This window comes from Brenneria populi (assembly GCF_036016195.1).
In the GTDB taxonomy this organism is placed as follows: Bacteria; Pseudomonadota; Gammaproteobacteria; order Enterobacterales; family Enterobacteriaceae; genus Brenneria; species Brenneria populi.
The window spans coordinates 132,461-152,306 of the sequence record NZ_JAYWTM010000007.1 but is presented as its reverse complement, the minus strand read 5'-3'; the positions used below and the strand labels follow the sequence as shown (position 1 = coordinate 152,306).

Genomic DNA, 19,846 nt, shown 5'->3' with positions numbered 1-19,846 from the left:
TCGGAGGCAACGGTTTTTTAACAGTACGTTAATAAAGGGTAAAATCAGCCGGAGAACGGGCGGATACCGCCCATCATAGCGGGCTGTGCGCTGAGATAAAGCAGGATGCCGGAGCTCACCAAAATGAACCCGCCGGCCAATGCCAGAAGAGAAAAGACAACGCGCCGCCAAACCGGCGAGGCGCGATTCACCCCCAGCCTCTCAATCAGACGGCGGCAGTAAAACACCAACACGGCCAGCGCCGAGATCGTGAGCGCCGTTCCCGCCGCCATCACCAGCGCAGACGCGACTCCCCACGGATAAACGCCGATCACCTTGGAAAAAAGCAGCACTAGAATAGCGCCGGAGCAGGGGCGCATCCCCATCGCCAGAACAACCATCAGGCGCGTGCGCCAGTTGCCATCGCGCTCCAGCTCTTCCTGACTCGGCAAATGGCGGTGCCCGCAGCCGCAATCGGCCTCATGCTGATGCAGGGGAAGGCGCTGCGCCGGCGCAGGACGGAGCGCTGAACCTGCACGACCTGACGGTTCAAGCGGCGTCACGCGTAAGATAGCGGCAGGCTTCGGCGGCCGGACAATGGCCGCATACAGCTGTTTCAACGCACGAAAACAGAGCAGGATGCCAAGCCCCGCCACGAGTACAAAGCTCCCCTTCTCCATCCAGAAGCTGCTGTTATGCAGCGTTCTGCTCGACAGCTGTAATAGGCCCAGCACGACGGTAACCAGCGCGACGGCCATTCCCCCCTGAACCAGCGACGCGGCGAGCGTCAGCTTCAGGCTGCTTTTCAGTTTCGCAGGGTGCGTGGCCAGATAAGTCATGATGATCACCTTGCCGTGTCCCGGCCCGATAGCGTGGAGCACGCCATAAATCAGGCTGAACGCCATCAGGCTGAGGCCCGCCTGATGCGGCTGCTGCTCCACCATCTGCAACAGGTGCGACATCTGCCGATGCAGGGATTTCTGCCAGAGCGCGCTCTGCAACACGAGCTGCGGCCAATACTTCATGCCGTAATACGCCGCTGCGGCAAACAGCGTCAGTAACAGCCACAGCGGCCACAGGTCGCGCAGCCGGTGCGCCAACGGCCGCGTATGCGCCAGCGAATCTTGGTTCACTGACATTGCAACGTCACCCGCTGAGCAAACTGTTTTCCGAGCTCCATATCCTCGGCCGGCGCATCGGCTTTATCCAGGGAGAGCGCATAGGACTGTAAACTCGCGTCAGGCTGCGGCGTGACCAGCGTGATTTTACAGCGCGGGGTTAACGTCGGATCCAGCCTTACGGCCTTCTCATCCGAGTAAGACATATCGACGAAATAGGTCGGATCGTAAGTAGAAATCAGCAAGGGTTTTCCTGCCAGCGGCTGCGGATGGGCCAGGGGTAGGACGAACTCGAGAACGGCCTGATTACCCTTGCGCGACAGGCGATATTCCGTCGGCGTCGGCCGGTATTTCACCGGCTGGCCGTCCCGGTAGATATCAGTGAAGTAGTGCTGTCCCAACACGTTCGCCATGACCTCCGCGGCCAGTTTCTTCCATATTTCGGAATCCTTTACCGCGTTGCCGGCATCGTACAGCAGATCCGCGGAGGTAATGGGATCCATGGTCCATACCATGCGCAGGCCGGCGATCTTTTCATTCTGGCTTTCGATCGTCGTTTGCATATCAATAAAACTATGGGGATGGGCGAAAACAGACTGACAGCTCATAGCCAAACCAAGGCTTAGCAAGCAGAGCCGCCGCATCCCATCGGTTAAAATGTTATAGTATAACATAAATTCCTCATCGCGCCGGCGTGCGCCGCTCCGCAGCCGCCCGTTTACTCTTGCGCATCAGCGGCGGACCGCGCCCCGGCCGGCGGCAGCGAAAAGAGCGCGGGAACGGCCAACACCGCCATCACCCAGAACGTGCCGCGCTGCAAATGCTCGAACAGAAAACCGGAAACCACCGTCATCAGCGCAATACTGCCGCCCAGCGCCAATGCCGAATACATCGCCTGCAAACGCAGCACGTCGCCATCGGTACGCGCCGCGATAAAACGCATCGCCGCCAAATGACACACCGTAAAGGTGCCGCAGTGCAATATCTGTATCACAATCAGCCCGGGAAGCGCTATGGTGGAGCCCATCAGCGCCCAGCGCACGACGCCGCAGATCGCCGAAAGCAGCAACAGACTTCTGGCGCTCCAGCGCTGAAACAGACGCCGGCTAAACGTGAAAACGACAATTTCCGCCGCCACGCCGAGAGACCAAAGATAGCCGATGGCCGCCGCTGAATATCCCTCGCCCTTCCAGTAAATCACGCTAAAGCCATAATAGGCCGCATGCGCGCCCTGCAATAAAGAAACGCAAAGCAGAAAGCGCCATACCGCGGGTTCACGAAGCAGCCGTCTCCACGGCGTAACGGCCGCGGAGCGCGCGCAAGAAACGCTCGCGGTCGGCATCACGCTGGGACGAAGCAGCATGCCCAGCACCATGGCGGCCAACCCCGCGCTGAGGATCGCCAAAATCGCCGGATGCCCCCAGATGTCCACCAGTTCGCCGGTTACGGCGGAGCCGATGACGAAAGCGATCGATCCCCAGACCCGTACTTTGCCATAATCCATGGCGATCTGTCGTTGCCAGACGGCCGCCAGCGCATCGGTTAACGGCACTAGCGGAGCAAAAAACAGATTAAAGCCGACCATCACCAGCAATAGCCACAGCCAGGCATCGCCCAGCCAGAACCCCACGGAGAACGCCAGCGCCAACAGCCCCAACCCGCGTAAGGCAAAAATCAGCCGCGCCGAGTTCTTAACGCTGGGCGTGATGGTCAGGCTGCCGACGAAACGGGCGACCAAACCCGCGCCCAGCAGCAGGCCGATAGACTCCGCCGCAAGCCCCTCGCCTTTTAACCAATCGCTCCAGAACGGCAAAAAAACGCCATAGCAGAAAAAGTAGGTGAAATAGCTTAACGCCAGCCAATAGGTTGATTTCAGTATCATGGGTTCTCCTCTCCGGCGGCTACTCTGTCAGAGGGCAAACGCGGACGCAACGGTAAAAACCGCCGACGCGGCGTTCAATCGTGGTTCGACAACGGCGTGAAAGGGATGGGGCGGGTGATAAGCGCGCGGCGGCGTGTTTTGCCCTTTGGCGCCTCAACGCGCAAAAACGCCAGCGCGAGGCTGGCGTTACAGACTGTTGACAAAGTCAGATATTAGGGGAAACACGGGGGGAGGTTCCCGCAGGGACGCCTCACCCCCGTGGTCGCCCCGTGTATCTCGATCTGACAGACGGGTTTGTCAGCGACCTCAAACGCCAGCGCGAGGCTGCCGTTGTTAACTATCCCTGGACAACGGTTCTCAGGGGGATACCGGGGGAATTATGCGTAAACCGGGAATCGGGCGCAGATTTCCAGGACTTTCTGTTTGGTGCGTTCGATGGTCGCTTCATCGTTGATGTTATCCAGCACGTCGCAGATCCAGCCGGCCAGCTCGCGCACTTCCGCTTCTTTAAAGCCGCGGCGGGTCGCCGCCGGCGTCCCGATGCGCACGCCGGAAGTGACGAACGGGCTCTTAGGATCGTTCGGCACGCTGTTTTTGTTGACGGTAATATTGGCGCGGCCCAGCGCGGCATCGGCATCCTTACCGGTGATGTTTTTGCTGACCAGATCCAGCAAAAACAGATGGTTGCTTGTTCCGCCGGACACCACGTCGTAGCCGCGGGACAGGAACACCTCGACCATAGCCTTGGCGTTCTTGGCGACCTGCTGCTGATAGACCTTGAATTCCGGCTCCATCGCCTCTTTCAGCGCCACGGCTTTACCGGCGATGACGTGCATCAGCGGGCCGCCCTGACCGCCGGGGAAAACGGCGGAGTTCAGTTTCTTATACAGATCTTCGTCGCCGCCTTTCGCCAAAATCAGGCCGCCGCGCGGGCCGGCCAGCGTTTTGTGCGTGGTGGTGGTTACGATATGCGCGTGAGGCACCGGAGACGGATACACATCAGCCGCGATCAGACCGGCGACGTGCGCCATATCGACAAACAGATAGGCGCCGATGCTATCGGCGATTTCACGCATTTTCGCCCAATCGACGACGCCGGAATAAGCGGAGAAACCGCCGACGATCATTTTGGGTTTATGGGTGCGGGCCAGCTCCGCCATCTCGTCGTAATCGATCTTGCCGTTTTCATCGATACCGTAAGGGATGACGTTATACAGTTTACCGGACAGGTTTACCGGCGAGCCGTGAGTCAGGTGGCCGCCGTGCGCCAAGTTCATACCCAGAATGGTATCGCCCGGCTGCAGCAGCGCGGTATAGACGGCGAAGTTTGCCTGAGAGCCGGAGTGAGGCTGAACATTGGCGTAATCTGCGCCGAACAGCGCTTTGGCGCGGTCGATAGCCAGCTGCTCAACGACGTCGACGTATTCACAGCCGCCGTAATAACGTTTGCCCGGATAGCCTTCAGCGTATTTGTTCGTTAGCTGAGAACCCTGCGCCTGCATGACTCGTGGGCTGGTATAGTTTTCAGACGCAATCAGTTCAATGTGCTCTTCCTGACGCACCACTTCTTGCTGCATTGCTTGCCACAGGTCGGCATCATAATCGGCAATGTTCATTTCACGCTTTAACATCCGCATCTCCTGACTCAGCTAACTTTCTATACTGGAATACAATCACCCTTTTGGGTACTGGCCTATAGTGTAAACCGTTTCTCCCTAATGAAGATAGGTCTTGACAGAGGTTTTTACGCAAACGATTGGCTTCAGGCGGCGCAAGGCCTGGAAGGATTTACGCCGCTGAACGGGAAACGGAGTTTTCTTCATTTCCAACCTGTTTTTTCTTCATCTTGGCGCAGAGAAGTTTAAACATCCCCCCGGAGCGGATTGGACGCATAATAAAAATCCTAAACTTTTAACGAAGTTAAGCGCATAAGTCATTTGGCGGCGTGTAAAATTGCAAAAAGTGTTTCCGACTCCCGCAACAAAGGATATGTCTAATCATGTTTAAACGTTTTTCTGAAGGAATGGCCTGCGCGATACTGTTTTCCGCCCCCTGGCTGCCGGCGTATGCGGCGCCCGCCGGCGCGCATAATGCAAAACAACCAAGCGCTATCGAGGCGCTATCAGGCGCCAGGCTGGGAGAGGAAACAACCCTGACGGGCCACGTCACGCATCGCGAAATTCACCTGCCCGCCACCATCATCATCCGGGATCAGCAGGGCCAGCGCCGGCAGGCGCAAACCGACGAAAAGGGAAACTATCATATTGATATTTCTGGATTGTCATCGCCACTGCGCCTTTTAGCCATCGAATCCGGCGGCACCAACTGCCAGCTCAGCAACGTCCCGCGGGCCATCTGCCTGAACGCCCTCGCCCCGTCGCTGCAATCCGGCCGCGACAATATCGTTAATATCAACCCGCTGACCGACCGCATCATCTCCGACGTGGCGGTTGCCGCGGGCTATCCCGGTCCGCAACAGCTGGCTGATGATTCAGCCTCTCCGACGCTGAATAGCGCCGCATGGAAAAAAGCCTATGCCGCATTTCACGCGGGATTCAATTCAGCGCTCAAGCAGACCGGCATCGCCGCGCCGGCGCGTTTCGACCCGCTGACTTATCCCGCCGCCCAGCAAGAATCCGTCACCAAAATCATCGATGTCATTAATCACAACCGTAATTATGACCCTAATACCGGGTACGCCGGATACACCGTGCTGACCGACGGCGTTTTTCGCCCGATTGTGGGTCGCTATGGACAGGGCGACTATGAACCATTGGATTACCCGTTCGCCCGCCGGCATCTGGACGCCATTCAAAAAGCGCAAATTCGTATCTTCCTGATCGGCGACGCCACGGCGGCGACCTATGAAAAGGCTCTTCTGCCCGGCATGGGGTGGGGACAGGCGTTCGAACAGCAATTTCGCCCGGATAGCGGCGTAAAAGTCGTTAACGGCGCCCGCGCGGGAAGCGGGTCGCGCGATTATTTCTATGACGGCTGGTTTCGGCAGATACAGCCATTGATGAAGGCCGGCGATTTCCTGTTCATTCAAATGGGGATCAACGACCAGAACTGCAACGGCGCCAGACCCGCGCGCGGGGCCGCCGATGTCGCCAATCTGTGTACCTATCCCAACGATGCCGCGGGTAAAATCCAATCCCCTCCGGGCAAAGCCGATATGTCGTTTCAAACATCGCTGGAACGCTATGTCAATTTTGCCCGCCAGCACCAGTTAACGCCGGTACTGCTTACGCCGACAACCCGCGTCCATACGGCGGACGGCAAAATCGGCACGCCCGTGGCGCACAATCACTTTACCAGGCAGAACGCCGAAGGCGGATACGCGTTTATCGGCGACTACAGCCAAACCATCAAAAACGTCGCCGCGGTCAATAAGGTTGCGCTGCTGGATATGGAGCCGGCGACCATCGCGTTGGCTAATCAGGGGAACGACAATCACTGGAAACAGTACTGGCTGGCGGCCGATCCCGCCCGCTACCCTTTCTACCGTAATCAGATTGGCAGCCTGAAAAAACCGGATGCGATCCGTTTCCAGAAAAAGGGAGCCATCGCCGTATCGGAGCTGGTGGCAGACGCGATGCGTAAAACGCCGGAACTCAAAACGCTGGCGGATAAACTGGCGGGCAATAAGCAGTAGCGTTATCTTAAGGGAGATCCCCGCCGACTGCCGCGGGGATAATCAGGCCGTAAGCAGGGATAACGGCGAAGACGCGGGTAAATCGCGGGCGTATCTTAGATCGCCTCTTCATCTTCCTCGCCGGTACGGATACGAATAACGCGATCGACGTTGAAGACGAATATTTTACCGTCGCCGATTTTACCGGTCTGCGCCGTCCGCATGATGGTTTCCACGCAGGTATCCACGATGTCGTCCCCGACCACAATCTCAACCTTCACCTTGGGCAAAAAATCGACCATGTACTCTGCGCCGCGATAGAGTTCGGTGTGGCCTTTCTGGCGGCCAAACCCTTTCACTTCCGTTACCGTCATGCCGGTGATGCCCACTTCAGCTAACGCTTCACGTACATCGTCCAGTTTGAACGGCTTAATAATCGCATCAATTTTTTTCATCGAAGAACCTTTGTATTACCTAGTTGCGGCCAAAGCCGGGCATCAGCAAGAATAACAAGAGTGCCGGAATGAAAACCGACAATCCATTGGCATTATTCTTTAAAATCGTTGGCGTCCAATTCATGACGGCCCAACAGCTTATAAAATTCCGTCCGGTTACGCCCCGCCATTCGGGCAGCCTGGGTAACGTTGCCTTTGGCTATCTGCAACAGTTTACGCAGGTAGTTCAGTTCGAACCGATTTCGGGCTTCGACAAATGTCGGTAACGCGGTATTTTCCCCTTCCAGCGCCTGAACCACCAGCGCCTCGCCGATTACCGGCGCGCTGGTCAGCGCAACGCACTGTTCAATCACATTAACCAACTGCCGGACATTACCCGGCCAGCTCGCCGTCATCAACCGTTTCATGGCATCGGTCGAAAAAGAGCGCACAAAAGGCTTATGTCTGGCGGCGGCCTCGCGCAGCAGGTGATTAGCCAATAGCGGGATATCTTCCGCCCGTTCGTTAAGGGCGGGCAGCTTCATATTGACGACGTTCAGCCGATAATAGAGATCTTCGCGAAATTCGCCTTTCTCCATCGCCTTAGGCAGATCGCGGTGGGTGGCGGAGATAATGCGCACGTCAATATCCAGATCGCGGTTGCTGCCCAGCGGACGCACCTTGCGTTCCTGCAAAACCCGCAACAGTTTGACCTGCAGCGCAATCGGCATATCGCCGATTTCATCTAAAAACAGCGTACCGCCTTCCGCCGCCTGAAATAGCCCCTCCCTGCTGCTGACCGCCCCGGTAAAGGCCCCTTTGGCGTGGCCAAATAATTCCGACTCCAGCAAGGGTTCCGGCAACGCGCCGCAGTTAATGGCGATAAAGGCTTTCTTGGCCCGCGGGCTGGCCGCGTGAATCGCCTGCGCCAACACCTCTTTCCCCGTTCCGCTCTGCCCGTTAATCAACACGCTGACGTCCGACTGGGCGACCATCTTGGCCTGCTCCAGCAGGCGCAGCATAAGCGGGCTGCGGGTGACGATATTTTCTCTCCAGCCGTCATCGCCAACCGGGGCCGATAGCGCCAAGGCTTCATCAATCGCTTTGTATAACGCGTCGCGATCGACCGGCTTGGTCAGAAAGCTGAACACCCCCTGCCGCGTTGCCGCCACCGCGTCAGGAATCGAGCCGTGGGCCGTCAAAATGATCACCGGCATTCCCGGTTGGTAGCGCTGAATCTCGGAAAAAAGCGCCATGCCGTCCATCTCGTCCATCCGCAGATCGCTGATCACCAGTTCGAACCGTTCCCTGGCCAGCAAACGCAACGCTTCCTGACCGCTTTCCGCCGTCATCACGCTGAAACCTTCGCTGGTCAGACGCATTCCCAACAGTTTCAGCAGGCTGGGATCGTCGTCCACCAGCAGCAAATTCGCCGTTTTCCGCGCCGTCATAGTTTTTTCGGCTCCTCCGTCGTCGATTTATCCGTAGCGGACCCGGCCGGCGGCAGGGCGCCGTTCAGGCTATCGCGCCCCGCGCCCGCATTATTGCGGTGCTCAGGCTCGCCGTCGGGCATCTCCCCCGACGGTTGCTTACGCGCCGAAAGCTGGCGCTCAATGTCCGTCAGATTCTCCAGCTTCTTCCTGGTGATTTCGAGCTGATAGTGTAAATTTCCCTGCTCCGCCCGCTGCGCCTCCAGCTGTTTATCCGTCGATTCCAGCAGGCTTTTATAGCGCAAACGCTCATCGGATAAGGCCAGGAACAGCGTTTGCTTATCACGCCAGGTATCTATCAGCGGACGCAGCGCCGCGGGGAAATCGAGGCGGTACAGATTGATGTTGTTCAACATCTGCTGCCGCTCAGCCTGCGATATACCGGCATTATCCAGCAAAATCCCCTGTTTAAACGCGCTCTCCCAACCGCTGCCCGCCACCTGCCGCGCTTGCGCGCGCGCCTGCGGCTGAGTCAGGCGGCCGGCGCAATCCATCGCACGCAGCCAGAACAGCGCATTGTCCGTCGCTTCGCGCTCGTCCGCCTGCCAGAGGGCTTCACACGGCGCCACGCGATAATCGGCGACCTGCTCTTTGGGCGTTAAGTGTTCCACATCCTCGGACACCAGGCGGCTGCCGCTATTATTGTTGCAGCCGGCCAGTAGCGGCATCGTCAATAACGGTATCATCAACAGCCGCCGGGACGGCCTCACCACGGCTTCCAGCATACGGTGAACGGGCACATCGAAAATGGCGGACGGCATGCGCGGCGGGAAATGACGGGCGAACCATGCGTTCATTGTTTATTCATTCTCGGAAGTTAATGGCAATTCAATACGAAAACAGACATCGGCATAATCAACGGCTATCAGACTTAACTCGCCATGCATGCGGCGCAAACAATCACGGGCGATGCTCAACCCCAGTCCGCTGCCTTTTACCGCGCCCTTACGCTGATGGCTTCCCTGGTAAAAAGGCTCAAAAATCATGCTTTGTTCCGCCGCCGGGATCGGCGCGCCGCTGTTGGCGACATCAATCTGCACCCGGTTTCCAGTCAAACGGCTGTGGACCCAAATGTTACCGGATTCCTTGCCATAGTGCACCGCATTGGAATAGAGATTGTCAATTACGCGCATCAATAGCGTCGTCTCCGCCCAACAGTATTCGGACTCCAGTGTAATATCGGTATGCATCATTTTGCTACGGGCGGGCAGGCTATGGGACGAGACGACGATATCGACGATCTCTTCAATGTCGACCCGCTCCAACTCCGTCGGCGCATCCGCCAGCTTACGGTTATAGTCCAGGAGTTGATCGATTAATTGCAGTAAATGGCGGCTGCTGCTGTCCAGAATAGAGACCACTTCTTTCTGATCGGCCGTCAAAGGGCCGACCACTTCATCGGCCAGCAGCTCCGTGCCTTCACGCAGGCTCGCCAGCGGCGTTTTCAGTTCATGAGAGATATGCCGCAGAAACTCGTGCCGTTGCGACTCCAGCCAGGATAGCCGCTCGCTCAGCCAGATAATGCGCTGCGCTAACGAGCGGATTTCACGCGGTCCTTTAAACGTACTGGTATTTCCCAAAGAGCGGCCTTCCCCCAGGCGGTTAATCATACGTTCCACGCCGTTTACCGGACCGATAATCATGCGGGTAAACAGAACGACCAGCATCAGGCTCACCAGAAACAACAGCAGCGACTGCCAGCCGAAAAATCGGCCGCGTTCGGCAATCGCTCGCTGAAGCTGCTGCCCGCGGGAAAAAACCGCCTCGCGCGTCATTTGAACCAGCTGTCCGTTGGCGCGGGAAAAATTCTCCAGCAGTTCCGCGGCCGCCCGATCGGGGCCGCTGGCTTGGCAGCGCAGTTCCGCAAGCCGGGTTAAATATTGCCGCAGGGTTTGGTAATAGCGCGGGTCGGGCAAAACAGCCGCGTGCGAATCCAGCATTTGAGAATACTGGTTACGCTGATTCTGGTAGAGCGTCGCCAGCGTTTGATCGTCCAGAACGCAATATTGGCGGTAGCTGCGCTCCATGGCCAACGCAACGCTGGTCATCGCCTCGCTGCGCCGGGCGTCCGTCGAGGTCGTCCGGTTGATCCCCGCCGCCTGCTCGCTGAGCGTATTCAGACTTTGATACGCCTGATAAGCCAGCACCAATAAAGGCAACAGCACCAGTAAAAACGCCATGATTACCAACTGCCGCAGAGAACGCGGAAATAAACGCCATCGTTTCAAGGAAATCATCTCATTTATCCATAGATATCCGCTCTGATGCTAACCGAATCAGTTAAAAACGTCAGGGCGTTTTTAACATCGCGCGCGTATACCGCAAATAGTTCGAGCTGCCGGACAAAAACGGCGCAGCGTTTTTGCACCGCGCTGGCGCTGACCCCGATGCGCCGGGTAACAAAGCCAACGCATAGGCGACTGGAAGTATGACGAGAATAGCAACGACGCGGTAAACAAAGGCGATCATCGACGGGAGAGGAAAGCGGGCTGGAGTGGACATTACGCGGCCGGGAAACTTGCGTTTACCGACCGCGTAACTGAATAGGCGGTGCCTCACTCAACGTGTCGCCCGATGTTTGATAAAGCCGCTTACGCGGACTGTTATCGTTCTGGTGGACGATAGGCACCCTTTCTTTTGGCGTCATTCCGGGCGTTATGAGCGAAGATTTCTGCCAATCGACAGCGCGATCATAACCAGTTGAATGAGCTACGCCCATTATTAAGCATGTTTCATGCCAACAAAGAACGTAAATGTATAACTATTTGATTATAATTGATTTAATGTCTAAATCCCGTTTAACTACCGCGTTGGAAAACATGTCGAGCTAACCGACGATTGGGTTTCTGTCGCCAAAAACAGACACTTTTCCATGAGGCTAACACACCCAATAAAAATCAAATAGTTACATGTCGCCGATCGGAGACGACCAGCAACTCATTTGTCGTGAAAACGCGACACACAAAAAACAAGGGACCGAAGCCTAATGCCGATCGTTTAAGCATCGAGAGACACGGGGCGCCACCGGGGGTGAGGCGTCCCTACGGGAACCTCCCCCGGCGTTTCCCCTAAAAATCAGCTTAAGCGACCAGCATTCGGGCCGAAGCCCTTGCGGTGTTACTCAAGATAAGATTAACCCAACTGCTTGCGCGCATTGCGGAACATGCGCATCCAAGGACCGTCCTCGCCCCAGTTTTCCGGATGCCAGGAGTTGCTGACCGTGCGGAAAACCCGCTCAGGGTGCGGCATCATAACCGTAGCCCGGCCGCTGACGCTGGTCACCGCGGTAATGCCGTTCGACGAACCGTTCGGGTTAGCCGGATAATCCTCCGTCGCCTGGCCGAAGTTATTCACATAACGCAACGCGACCAGGTTATGCTGCTCCAGCGCGGCCAGATGCGCGCCATCACGCACCTCAACCAGCCCCTCGCCATGCGAAACCGCAATCGGCATGCGCGACCCCGCCATGTCGTTCATAAACAACGAAGGACTCTTCTCGACGGCCACCAGGCTGAAACGCGCTTCAAAACGCTCCGACTTATTCTTGACGAAACGCGGCCAAAGCTCGGCGCCCGGAATCAGCTCCCGCAGATTGGACATCATCTGGCAGCCGTTGCATACCCCAAGCGCCAGCGTCTGCGGACGCTGGAAAAACGCCGCAAACTCATCGCGCACCCGCGCGTTAAACAGAATAGATTTCGCCCAGCCCTCGCCCGCGCCCAGCACATCGCCGTAAGAGAAGCCGCCGCAGGCCACCAGCGCCTGGAACGCCTGCAGATCCCGGCGTCCCGCCAGCAGGTCGCTCATATGCACGTCAACGGCGTCAAAACCGGCGCGATGGAAAGCCGCCGCCATCTCGATGTGGGAGTTAACGCCCTGCTCGCGCAATACGGCCACCTGCGGACGCGCCCGTTTGGCGATATAAGGCGCGGCGATATCATCCTGAGGATCAAAAGTGAGCGCTACGTTCAGGCCGGGATCGTTATCATCCTGCTTGGCGGCATGTTCCCGATCGGCGCACTGCGGATTATCGCGCAGCCGCTGCATCTGCCAGGTGGTTTCCGCCCACCAGGTACGCATTGTGGTACGATTTTCGCGGTAAACCACCTGCGCGCCGTCGGTAATAATAAAGCGAGCGCCCGCTTCGGCGCGGCCAAGATAGTGAACGCAATCCGCCAGGCTATGCCGGGCGAGCACGCTTTCCACTTCGGCCCGACGCGCTTCGGAAACCTGGATAACCGCCCCCAGTTCCTCATTGAACAACGTCGCCAGCGCATCGTCGCCCTGCGAGGCGATATCAACGTTTACGCCGCAGTGCCCGGCAAACGCCATCTCGGCCAGCGTAACCAACAAACCGCCGTCGGAACGATCGTGATAGGCCAGCAATGCTTTATCCGCCACCAGCTGCTGTATGGCGTTGAAGAAGCCGGCCAACTGCCGCGCATCGTGAACGTCCGCCGTTTCGCGGCCCAGCTGACGATAAACCTGGGCCAGCGCCGTTGCGCCCAGCGCTTTGCGCCCCGCGCCCAGATCGATCAGCAACAGGGCATTATCTTCATCGACGCGCAGCTGCGGCGTCACCGTATTACGCACATCCTCCACGCGGGCAAAAGCGGAAATCACCAATGACATCGGAGAGGTAATGGCGCGCTCCTTGCCGCTTTCCTGCCAGCGGGTCTTCATCGACATCGAGTCTTTGCCGACGGGAATCGTTAACCCCAGCGCCGGACAAAGCTCTTCGCCGATGGCTTTTACCGCGTCGTAAAGCCCGGCGTCTTCGCCGGGATGACCGGCCGCCGCCATCCAGTTCGCCGAGAGCTTGACCCGGGTCAGGGGACCGATATGGGTCGCGGCAATATTGGTTAACGCCTCGCCTACCGCCAGACGCGCGGAAGCCGCGAAATTACGCAGCGCCACCGGCGCGCGCTCGCCGATGGACATCGCCTCGCCGTAGTAGCTGTCCAGGCTCGCCGTCGTTACCGCGCAGTCGGCCACCGGCACCTGCCAGGGCCCGACCATTTGATCGCGAGCGACCATGCCGGTAACCGAACGGTCGCCGATGGTAATCAGGAAGGTTTTCTCCGCCACCACCGGTAAATGCAGCACGCGTTCGACGGCGTCGGCCAGATAAATATCGTCACGTTTTAACGGTACGCCCGCCACCTGCTTGCGTTCGACGTCGCGCAGCATTTTCGGCGTTTTGCCCAGCAAGACATCCAGCGGCAGATCGATAGGTTTATTATTAAAATGGCGATCGTTCAGCGTCAGATGCTGTTCTTCCGTCGCTTCGCCGATCACCGCGTAAGGCGCGCGTTCGCGGCGGCAGATTTCAGCAAACAGCGCCAGCTGTTGCGGCGCGACGGCCAGAACATAGCGCTCCTGCGACTCGTTGCACCAAACTTCCAGCGGGCTCATGCCCGGCTCGTCGTTCAAAATATCACGCAGTTCGAAGCGCCCGCCGCGCCCGCCGTCGCTCACCAGCTCCGGCATGGCGTTGGACAACCCGCCCGCGCCCACGTCGTGAATAAACAGAATCGGGTTCTGCTCGCCCAGCTGCCAGCAGCGGTCGATCACCTCCTGACAGCGGCGCTCCATCTCCGGGTTATCGCGCTGAACGGAAGCGAAGTCCAGATCGGCGTCGGATTGGCCGGACGCCATCGAGGATGCCGCGCCGCCGCCCAAACCGATATTCATCGCCGGACCGCCCAGCACGATCAGTTTGGCGCCGACGCTGATTTCGCCTTTTTGCACATGATCGGCGCGAATATTGCCGATGCCGCCCGCCAGCATGATGGGTTTATGGTAGCCGCGCAGTTCCGTGCCGTTATGACTGTCCACCCGTTCTTCATAGGTACGGAAATAGCCGGTCAGCGCGGGACGGCCAAATTCATTGTTGAACGCCGCGCCGCCGAGAGGCCCCTCGGTCATGATATCCAATGCGCTGACGATACGGTCGGGCTTGCCGAAGTCTTCTTCCCAGGGCTGTTCAAAGCCGGGAATACGCAGGTTTGATACGGAGAAGCCGACCAGGCCCGCTTTGGGCTTGGAGCCGCGCCCGGTCGCGCCCTCATCGCGGATTTCGCCGCCGGAGCCCGTCGCCGCGCCCGGCCAGGGGGAAATGGCGGTCGGGTGGTTGTGGGTCTCCACTTTCATCAGGATATGCGCGTCGCCCTGATGGTAGCCATAGCTGCCCTCGGCGTTGGCATAAAAGCGCCCGACGGCGGAGCCTTCCATCACGGCCGCGTTATCCTTGTAGGCGGACAACACATGATCAGGCGTATGAATAAAGGTATTTTTGATCATTTTAAACAGCGACTTCGGCTGCTCCACGCCGTCGATCACCCAATCGGCGTTAAAAATTTTATGGCGGCAGTGTTCGGAGTTCGCCTGGGCGAACATATACAGCTCAATATCCGTGGGATTGCGCCCCAGCTTGCTGAACGCCTCAAGCAGGTAATCGATCTCATCCTCCGCCAGCGCCAGCCCCAGACGGAGATTCGCCTCTTCCAGCGCCTGGCGCCCCTGCAGCAGGATTTCCACGCGTTTCAACGGCGCGGGCTGCTGGTGCGAGAACAGCTGCTCGGCCTGCCGCATATCGTCAAACACGCTCTCCATCATACGGTCATGCAGCAATGCGCCCAGCTGTCGCCACTGCTCGTCGCTCAGCGTCGGCGCATGAATATAAAAAGCCAGACCGCGCTCCAGACGCAGCACCTTGTTCAGAGCGCAGTTATGCGCAATATCGGTCGCCTTGGAAGACCACGGAGAGATGGTGCCGGGACGGGGGGTGACCAACAGCAAACGGCCTTGCGGCTCATGTTCAGCGAGAGAAGGACCATACTTCAGCAAACGTGTCAGTTTGGCCAGTTCATCGTTGTTCAGCGGCGCGCTGACATCGGCGAAATGCACGTATTCGGCATAGATATCACTAATCGGCAAAAAGTGCTCTTTACAGCGGGCAAGCAGTTTATTAATGCGAAAAGCCGACAAAGCAGGTGAACCACGCAGTATTTCCATAATCTAAAGTTCTCTCGTCTTCGATGCACTGACAGCGGTGCGGTCGTTGGGCGCTACAGGGGGGAAACGCGCGTCATTATAGAGAATCCTGGCCCAGGACGAAACCGTTTGCGCCGCTATTGTTAAACATCGCATCGAGGCGCCGGCTAATCGTTAGGCAAATCAATAAAAGTTGCACACTGGCGCTTTGTTGCGCAAAATGCCCCGACTCTGGGACTTTTCGTATAAAAAATCGCCGAGAGCGATTTTCAACGCCGCTTGCGGCGGCCCGTCAGGGCGAGTCTCATGGATGAGACGAGTAAAAAATCGCCGGGCGCGGCTTTAAACGTCGCATCGACGGCGGACAGGGACGGCCGTGATAAAAATAGCCGCGACAGACAGCCGGCAAGCCGCCGAGAGACTACTATTTGAAGCGTTTAAAAATAAATTATTTTTTCATTGGGGTTATCACGTTACTGCTGGCGCTGGCCTTATGGCCCAACATTCCCTGGCGCAGCAGCCAGGACGTCCAGCTCAGACAGATCCTTGCACGCGGCGAGCTGCGCATCAGCACCGTTAATTCGCCACTGACCTATACGACCGCTAACGGCGCCGCGTCGGGCCTTGATTATGAACTGGCAAAACGTTTCGCCGATTATCTCGGCGTCAAGCTGGTGGTTTCGTCGCGTAGAAATCTGGATGAGCTGTTTGACGATCTGGATAACGACGACGCGGATTTACTCGCCGCCGGACTGATTTACAACCATGAGCGTTTAGGACGCTTTCGCGCCGGGCCAACCTACTATTCCGTCTCGCAACAGATGGTATACCGCCTGGGAAATCCCCGCCCCAAAACCATGGAAAATCTAAAAGGACGTCTGGCCGTCACATCGGGGTCGGCGCACATCGCCACGCTGCGCGATCTGAAAGCGGATAAATACCCGCTATTGAGCTGGGAATCCGCCTACGACCTGACCTCGTCGGAACTGCTGAAGCAGGTGGCTGACGGCAAACTCGACTATACGCTGGGAGATTCGATTACCATTGGCCTGATGCAGCGCATCCATCCGCAGCTTGCCGTCGCGTTCGATCTCAGCGATGAGGAGCCGGTAACCTGGTATATGCGGCGATCGCACGATGACAGCCTATCCGCGGCGCTGCTCGATTTTTTCAGCCGCATCGTTGAGGACGGCACCCTCGCCCGCCTGGAGGAAAAATATCTGGGCCATGTCGGCGAATTCGATTACGTCGACACCACCACATTCCTCAGCGCCATTGACGAAACCTTGCCGGACATCCGGCCATTATTTGAAAAATATGCCACGGATATCGATTGGAAGCTGCTGGCGGCCATTTCCTACCAGGAGTCGCACTGGAATCCGCTGGCGACCTCGCCCACCGGCGTGCGCGGACTGATGATGCTCACCCGAAATACCGCGGAAAGTCTGGATGTCACCGACCGTCTCGATCCCGAGCAGAGCATTCGCGGCGGCGCGCAATATATGGCGCACATGATGCAAAAGATGCCGGCGACCATCCCCGAGGATGAGAAGATCTGGTTTGCATTGGCCGCCTACAATATGGGCTACGCCCATTTGCTGGACGTCCGCAAGCTGACCGCCAAACAGAACGGCAACCCTGACAGCTGGGTCGATGTGAAAATACGCCTGCCGATGCTCAGCCAGAAACGCTACTACACGCAGACCACATACGGCTATGCGCGCGGGCATGAAGCCTATAATTATGTGGAAAATATTCGCCGTTATATGGTGAGCCTCGAAGGGTATTTACTGGAGAAGGAAGCGAAGGCCAAGCTGAAACAGCTATCAATACAGGCTTATCCGGCCGTCTCGCCCGCCAATGTGCCGGATTGACGTAGCGCGGCGCCGGTTAACGCCACGGCCCATTCACGGCGGGGCCAACCGACCATTCGATAAATAACCGCGGCTCTCCGCGGGCGAGAACCGAACGGAGCGGCACCAGCCGGCGTTAATGTTCAGGGTCGCACTCTCCCGCCCCGGATAAGCGCGCCATATCGTCATCCGAAAGCTGGGTGATCTGCTGGATTTTGTCTCTCGCCATACCGTTCAGCAGTAACTGGCGGGCGATCTGCCGCGCGCTGGCTTTCATGCCCTGTTCAAGACCCTGTTCAATACCTTTATCAAAGCCAATCTTCTCAAGCTGTTGTGCGATCGTCATAATTTCTTCCCTATCCGTTGATAGCCGCTCCGTCACGGTTTCAATAAACGCCGCCGGTCTGGACGTATTGCCGACCTGCGCAATATAAAACAGCAACGCGCGTTTTTGCGCCAGCGGCACCTGCCAGCGCTCAAATAATAACCCGATATCTTGCGCCAGTTCCAGCATATCTCGCGTACGGATGTGCTTCTGCACCAGCTCCAGCAACGCCACCCGCCGGTGAGTTTTGATCTCTTTGTCGGGAATAACGGTCAGATCTATCAGCGGAAAGGCGTTGCCGTAAATTCGCTCGGCCAAGGGCGGGTTAGCAAAATTATCCAGCCAACGCAGACTATAGGGATACGGGCTACGCTTACCGTGATAAAACAGTAACGGCACGACCAGGGGCAATAGACTATGTCCCTGATCCAAATGCTGCTGCATCGCCGCCAGAGAGTAGCGCAGCAAACGAAACGCCATCAGCCTTTCCGGCCTGCTTTGGTGTTCGATAACGCAATAAATATAGCCCTTCCCGGTGTTGGTATGCAGCGAATAGAGTATATCCGACACCCTGGAGCGCAGTTTTTCATCAATAAATGAAGCGGATTCCAGTTGCAATGTCGTGAAATCACAGCATTCACGAATATCCGACGGTATATGGATCGCGAGAAAATCCCGCGCTACATCAATATCGCTGAGAAACTGTTTAAATATTGCATCATGCGTTTGCACCGCCACACCTCGTCATCCCTGCCCATATCTTCGCCATCGTAGCGTACACGGGGCGGGAAAACGCAGATAAAGGGATAGACGGGAATATGGCTCGAAAAAATAGTAATGGGGAAAAGCTAACACACTCGTTCTTCGGGATGGTCACCGCAAACGGATAGCCTAAACGCCGCTAATCCGCCTCTTTTTTCTCCGCCGCGCGCCTGGCTTTATGCTGCGCGCGCCGCATGCGGAAAAAATGGCTCAGCATAGACGAACACTCCGCGGCCAGAACGCCGGAATCAATGGTTATCTGATGGTTCATCCCGGGATGACGCAAAATATCCACCAGCGACCCCGCCGCTCCGGTTTTCTCATCCGACGCGCCGTAAACCAGCCGGCCGATACGGCTGTGGATCATCGCGCCGGCGCACATGATGCACGGCTCCAGCGTCACATACAGCGTGGTATCCAATAAACGGTAGTTGCGCAGCACCATTCCCGCCTGACGCAGCGCCATGATCTCAGCATGGGCAGTAGGATCGTGATGGCCGATCGGGCGGTTCCAGCCTTCGCCTATCGCCTGATTATCCAGCACCAGCACCGCGCCGACCGGCACCTCTCCTTCATCCTGAGCGCGCCGGGCCAGCGTCAACGCATGGCGCATCCAATATTCATCATCCCGTTCGCTGCTCACAATTTCCTCTTGCGCTATGTCATCGGTAACTTTTGCGGCGGGCATTATAGCTACTGGCTCTCCTGGGGCAAAAAGTTATTCCAACTGTTGCAGACCGCCGTTCGGCGTTACGCGCCAGCGGTGTTCGCAGAAATAGAGCAGCGGGTTATCCTGCTTACTGTCGCTATAGCCGCTATAGAGTTTTAGCGGCGCGCCCAGGCGTTGCTCTAATTGAATGACTTTTTCCCGTCCCAGACAGCGCAACGAGAGCACCCAACCGCCTTTGCGCCGCGTTATCTGACTTCCCATTAGCCGCACGCCGGCTAAAAAAGGAGAGTCACAGTAGACCTGCTCAACCAGACGCTGCGGCGATCCCGTTACCAGCCAAACCTGGGCCTGATTATCTTGTAAATACTCCTGCAGCCGTTGCTGTACCTGAGGGAAAGGCGTAACCCGGCGGCGAAACAGGCGGACAAAGCGTTTTTCCAGGTCGATCAGATGCTGCTCGCTGCGGCCGAAGGTAATGGCCCATAGCAGCCAGCTCATCGGCCAGCGGGCCGCGCGGCCGCGAACCAACAGGCCGCAGCCGATAACCGGTAATAAGGGGAGAACGAGAATGAGGTTAAGGGGCAACCGCTTGAGCAGAAAACGCAAAAAATCCCCAAACATATCCTGCTGATGCAGCGTGCCGTCCAAATCAAAAAACACAATGCGCTGGTCTGGCTTATTACTCAAAACACCACTCCTCCTT

14 protein-coding genes are annotated in these 19,846 nt (G+C 57.4%); 2 read left to right on the top strand and 12 right to left on the bottom strand.

Features of this window, described 5'->3' with window-relative positions; translation table 11 throughout:
- Positions 1-44: 44 nt before the first annotated feature.
- The 4 genes from VSX58_RS10630 to glyA form a co-directional block, all read right to left on the bottom strand.
- Positions 45-1,118: a nickel/cobalt transporter gene (locus tag VSX58_RS10630; RefSeq protein WP_327618033.1), complete on the bottom strand. Its 1,074-nt coding sequence runs from the start codon at positions 1,116-1,118 to the stop codon at positions 45-47.
- Positions 1,109-1,771, bottom strand: coding sequence for a DUF1007 family protein (locus VSX58_RS10625; RefSeq protein WP_407654864.1), 663 nt, complete (start codon positions 1,769-1,771; stop codon positions 1,109-1,111). Before VSX58_RS10625 ends, VSX58_RS10630 begins: the two co-directional genes overlap by 10 nt.
- A 44-nt stretch (positions 1,772-1,815) precedes the next feature.
- Positions 1,816-2,979, bottom strand: coding sequence for a 3-phenylpropionate MFS transporter (locus VSX58_RS10620; RefSeq protein WP_327618031.1), 1,164 nt, complete (start codon positions 2,977-2,979; stop codon positions 1,816-1,818).
- A gap of 377 nt (positions 2,980-3,356) precedes the next feature.
- On the bottom strand, positions 3,357-4,610 hold the full coding sequence (gene glyA, locus VSX58_RS10615) for a serine hydroxymethyltransferase (protein WP_327618030.1): 1,254 nt from the start codon (positions 4,608-4,610) through the stop codon (positions 3,357-3,359).
- A 368-nt stretch (positions 4,611-4,978) separates the two neighbouring features.
- Between glyA and VSX58_RS10610 the strand changes: the two genes are divergently transcribed.
- Positions 4,979-6,634 carry a GDSL-type esterase/lipase family protein gene (locus VSX58_RS10610; protein WP_327618029.1) on the top strand — a complete coding sequence of 552 codons (1,656 nt, stop codon included), beginning with the start codon at positions 4,979-4,981 and terminating at the stop codon, positions 6,632-6,634.
- 95 nt (positions 6,635-6,729) lie between these two features.
- Here the strand turns inward: VSX58_RS10610 and glnB are convergent, their stop codons facing one another.
- The 5 genes from glnB to purL form a co-directional block, all read right to left on the bottom strand.
- Positions 6,730-7,068, bottom strand: a complete 339-nt coding sequence (gene glnB / locus VSX58_RS10605) for a nitrogen regulatory protein P-II (protein WP_327615958.1) — start codon at positions 7,066-7,068, stop codon at positions 6,730-6,732.
- A gap of 92 nt (positions 7,069-7,160) precedes the next feature.
- Complete coding sequence (gene glrR / locus VSX58_RS10600) at positions 7,161-8,498, bottom strand: two-component system response regulator GlrR (protein WP_327618028.1); 1,338 nt, start codon at positions 8,496-8,498, stop codon at positions 7,161-7,163.
- The gene (qseG, locus tag VSX58_RS10595) at positions 8,495-9,334 is read right to left on the bottom strand and encodes a two-component system QseEF-associated lipoprotein QseG (protein ID WP_327618027.1); all 840 of its coding nucleotides are present in this window, start codon (positions 9,332-9,334) and stop codon (positions 8,495-8,497) included. The genes glrR and qseG overlap by 4 nt, the downstream gene beginning before the upstream one ends.
- Positions 9,335-9,337: 3 nt before the next feature.
- Complete coding sequence (locus VSX58_RS10590) at positions 9,338-10,774, bottom strand: sensor histidine kinase (RefSeq protein WP_327618026.1); 1,437 nt, start codon at positions 10,772-10,774, stop codon at positions 9,338-9,340.
- 895 nt (positions 10,775-11,669) lie between these two features.
- Positions 11,670-15,554: a phosphoribosylformylglycinamidine synthase gene (gene purL / locus VSX58_RS10585; protein WP_327618025.1), complete on the bottom strand. Its 3,885-nt coding sequence runs from the start codon at positions 15,552-15,554 to the stop codon at positions 11,670-11,672.
- 407 nt (positions 15,555-15,961) lie between these two features.
- Here purL and mltF point away from each other — a divergent pair, with 407 nt between their 5' ends.
- The gene (gene mltF / locus VSX58_RS10580) at positions 15,962-17,407 is read left to right on the top strand and encodes a membrane-bound lytic murein transglycosylase MltF (protein WP_327618024.1); all 1,446 of its coding nucleotides are present in this window, start codon (positions 15,962-15,964) and stop codon (positions 17,405-17,407) included.
- Positions 17,408-17,522: 115 nt separating this feature from the next.
- Here mltF and VSX58_RS10575 read toward each other — a convergent pair whose 3' ends face one another.
- The 3 genes from VSX58_RS10575 to yfhb all read right to left on the bottom strand — a co-directional run bounded on the left by VSX58_RS10575 (position 17,523) and on the right by yfhb (position 19,830).
- Positions 17,523-18,443: an Rpn family recombination-promoting nuclease/putative transposase gene (locus tag VSX58_RS10575; protein WP_327618023.1), complete on the bottom strand. Its 921-nt coding sequence runs from the start codon at positions 18,441-18,443 to the stop codon at positions 17,523-17,525.
- A gap of 169 nt (positions 18,444-18,612) precedes the next feature.
- Positions 18,613-19,161 (bottom strand): tRNA adenosine(34) deaminase TadA, encoded by a 549-nt coding sequence (gene tadA / locus VSX58_RS10570; RefSeq protein WP_327618022.1) that lies wholly within the window; start codon positions 19,159-19,161, stop codon positions 18,613-18,615.
- Between the two features lie 30 nt (positions 19,162-19,191).
- The gene (gene yfhb, locus VSX58_RS10565) at positions 19,192-19,830 is read right to left on the bottom strand and encodes a phosphatidylglycerophosphatase C (protein ID WP_327618021.1); all 639 of its coding nucleotides are present in this window, start codon (positions 19,828-19,830) and stop codon (positions 19,192-19,194) included.
- Positions 19,831-19,846 lie beyond the last annotated feature (16 nt).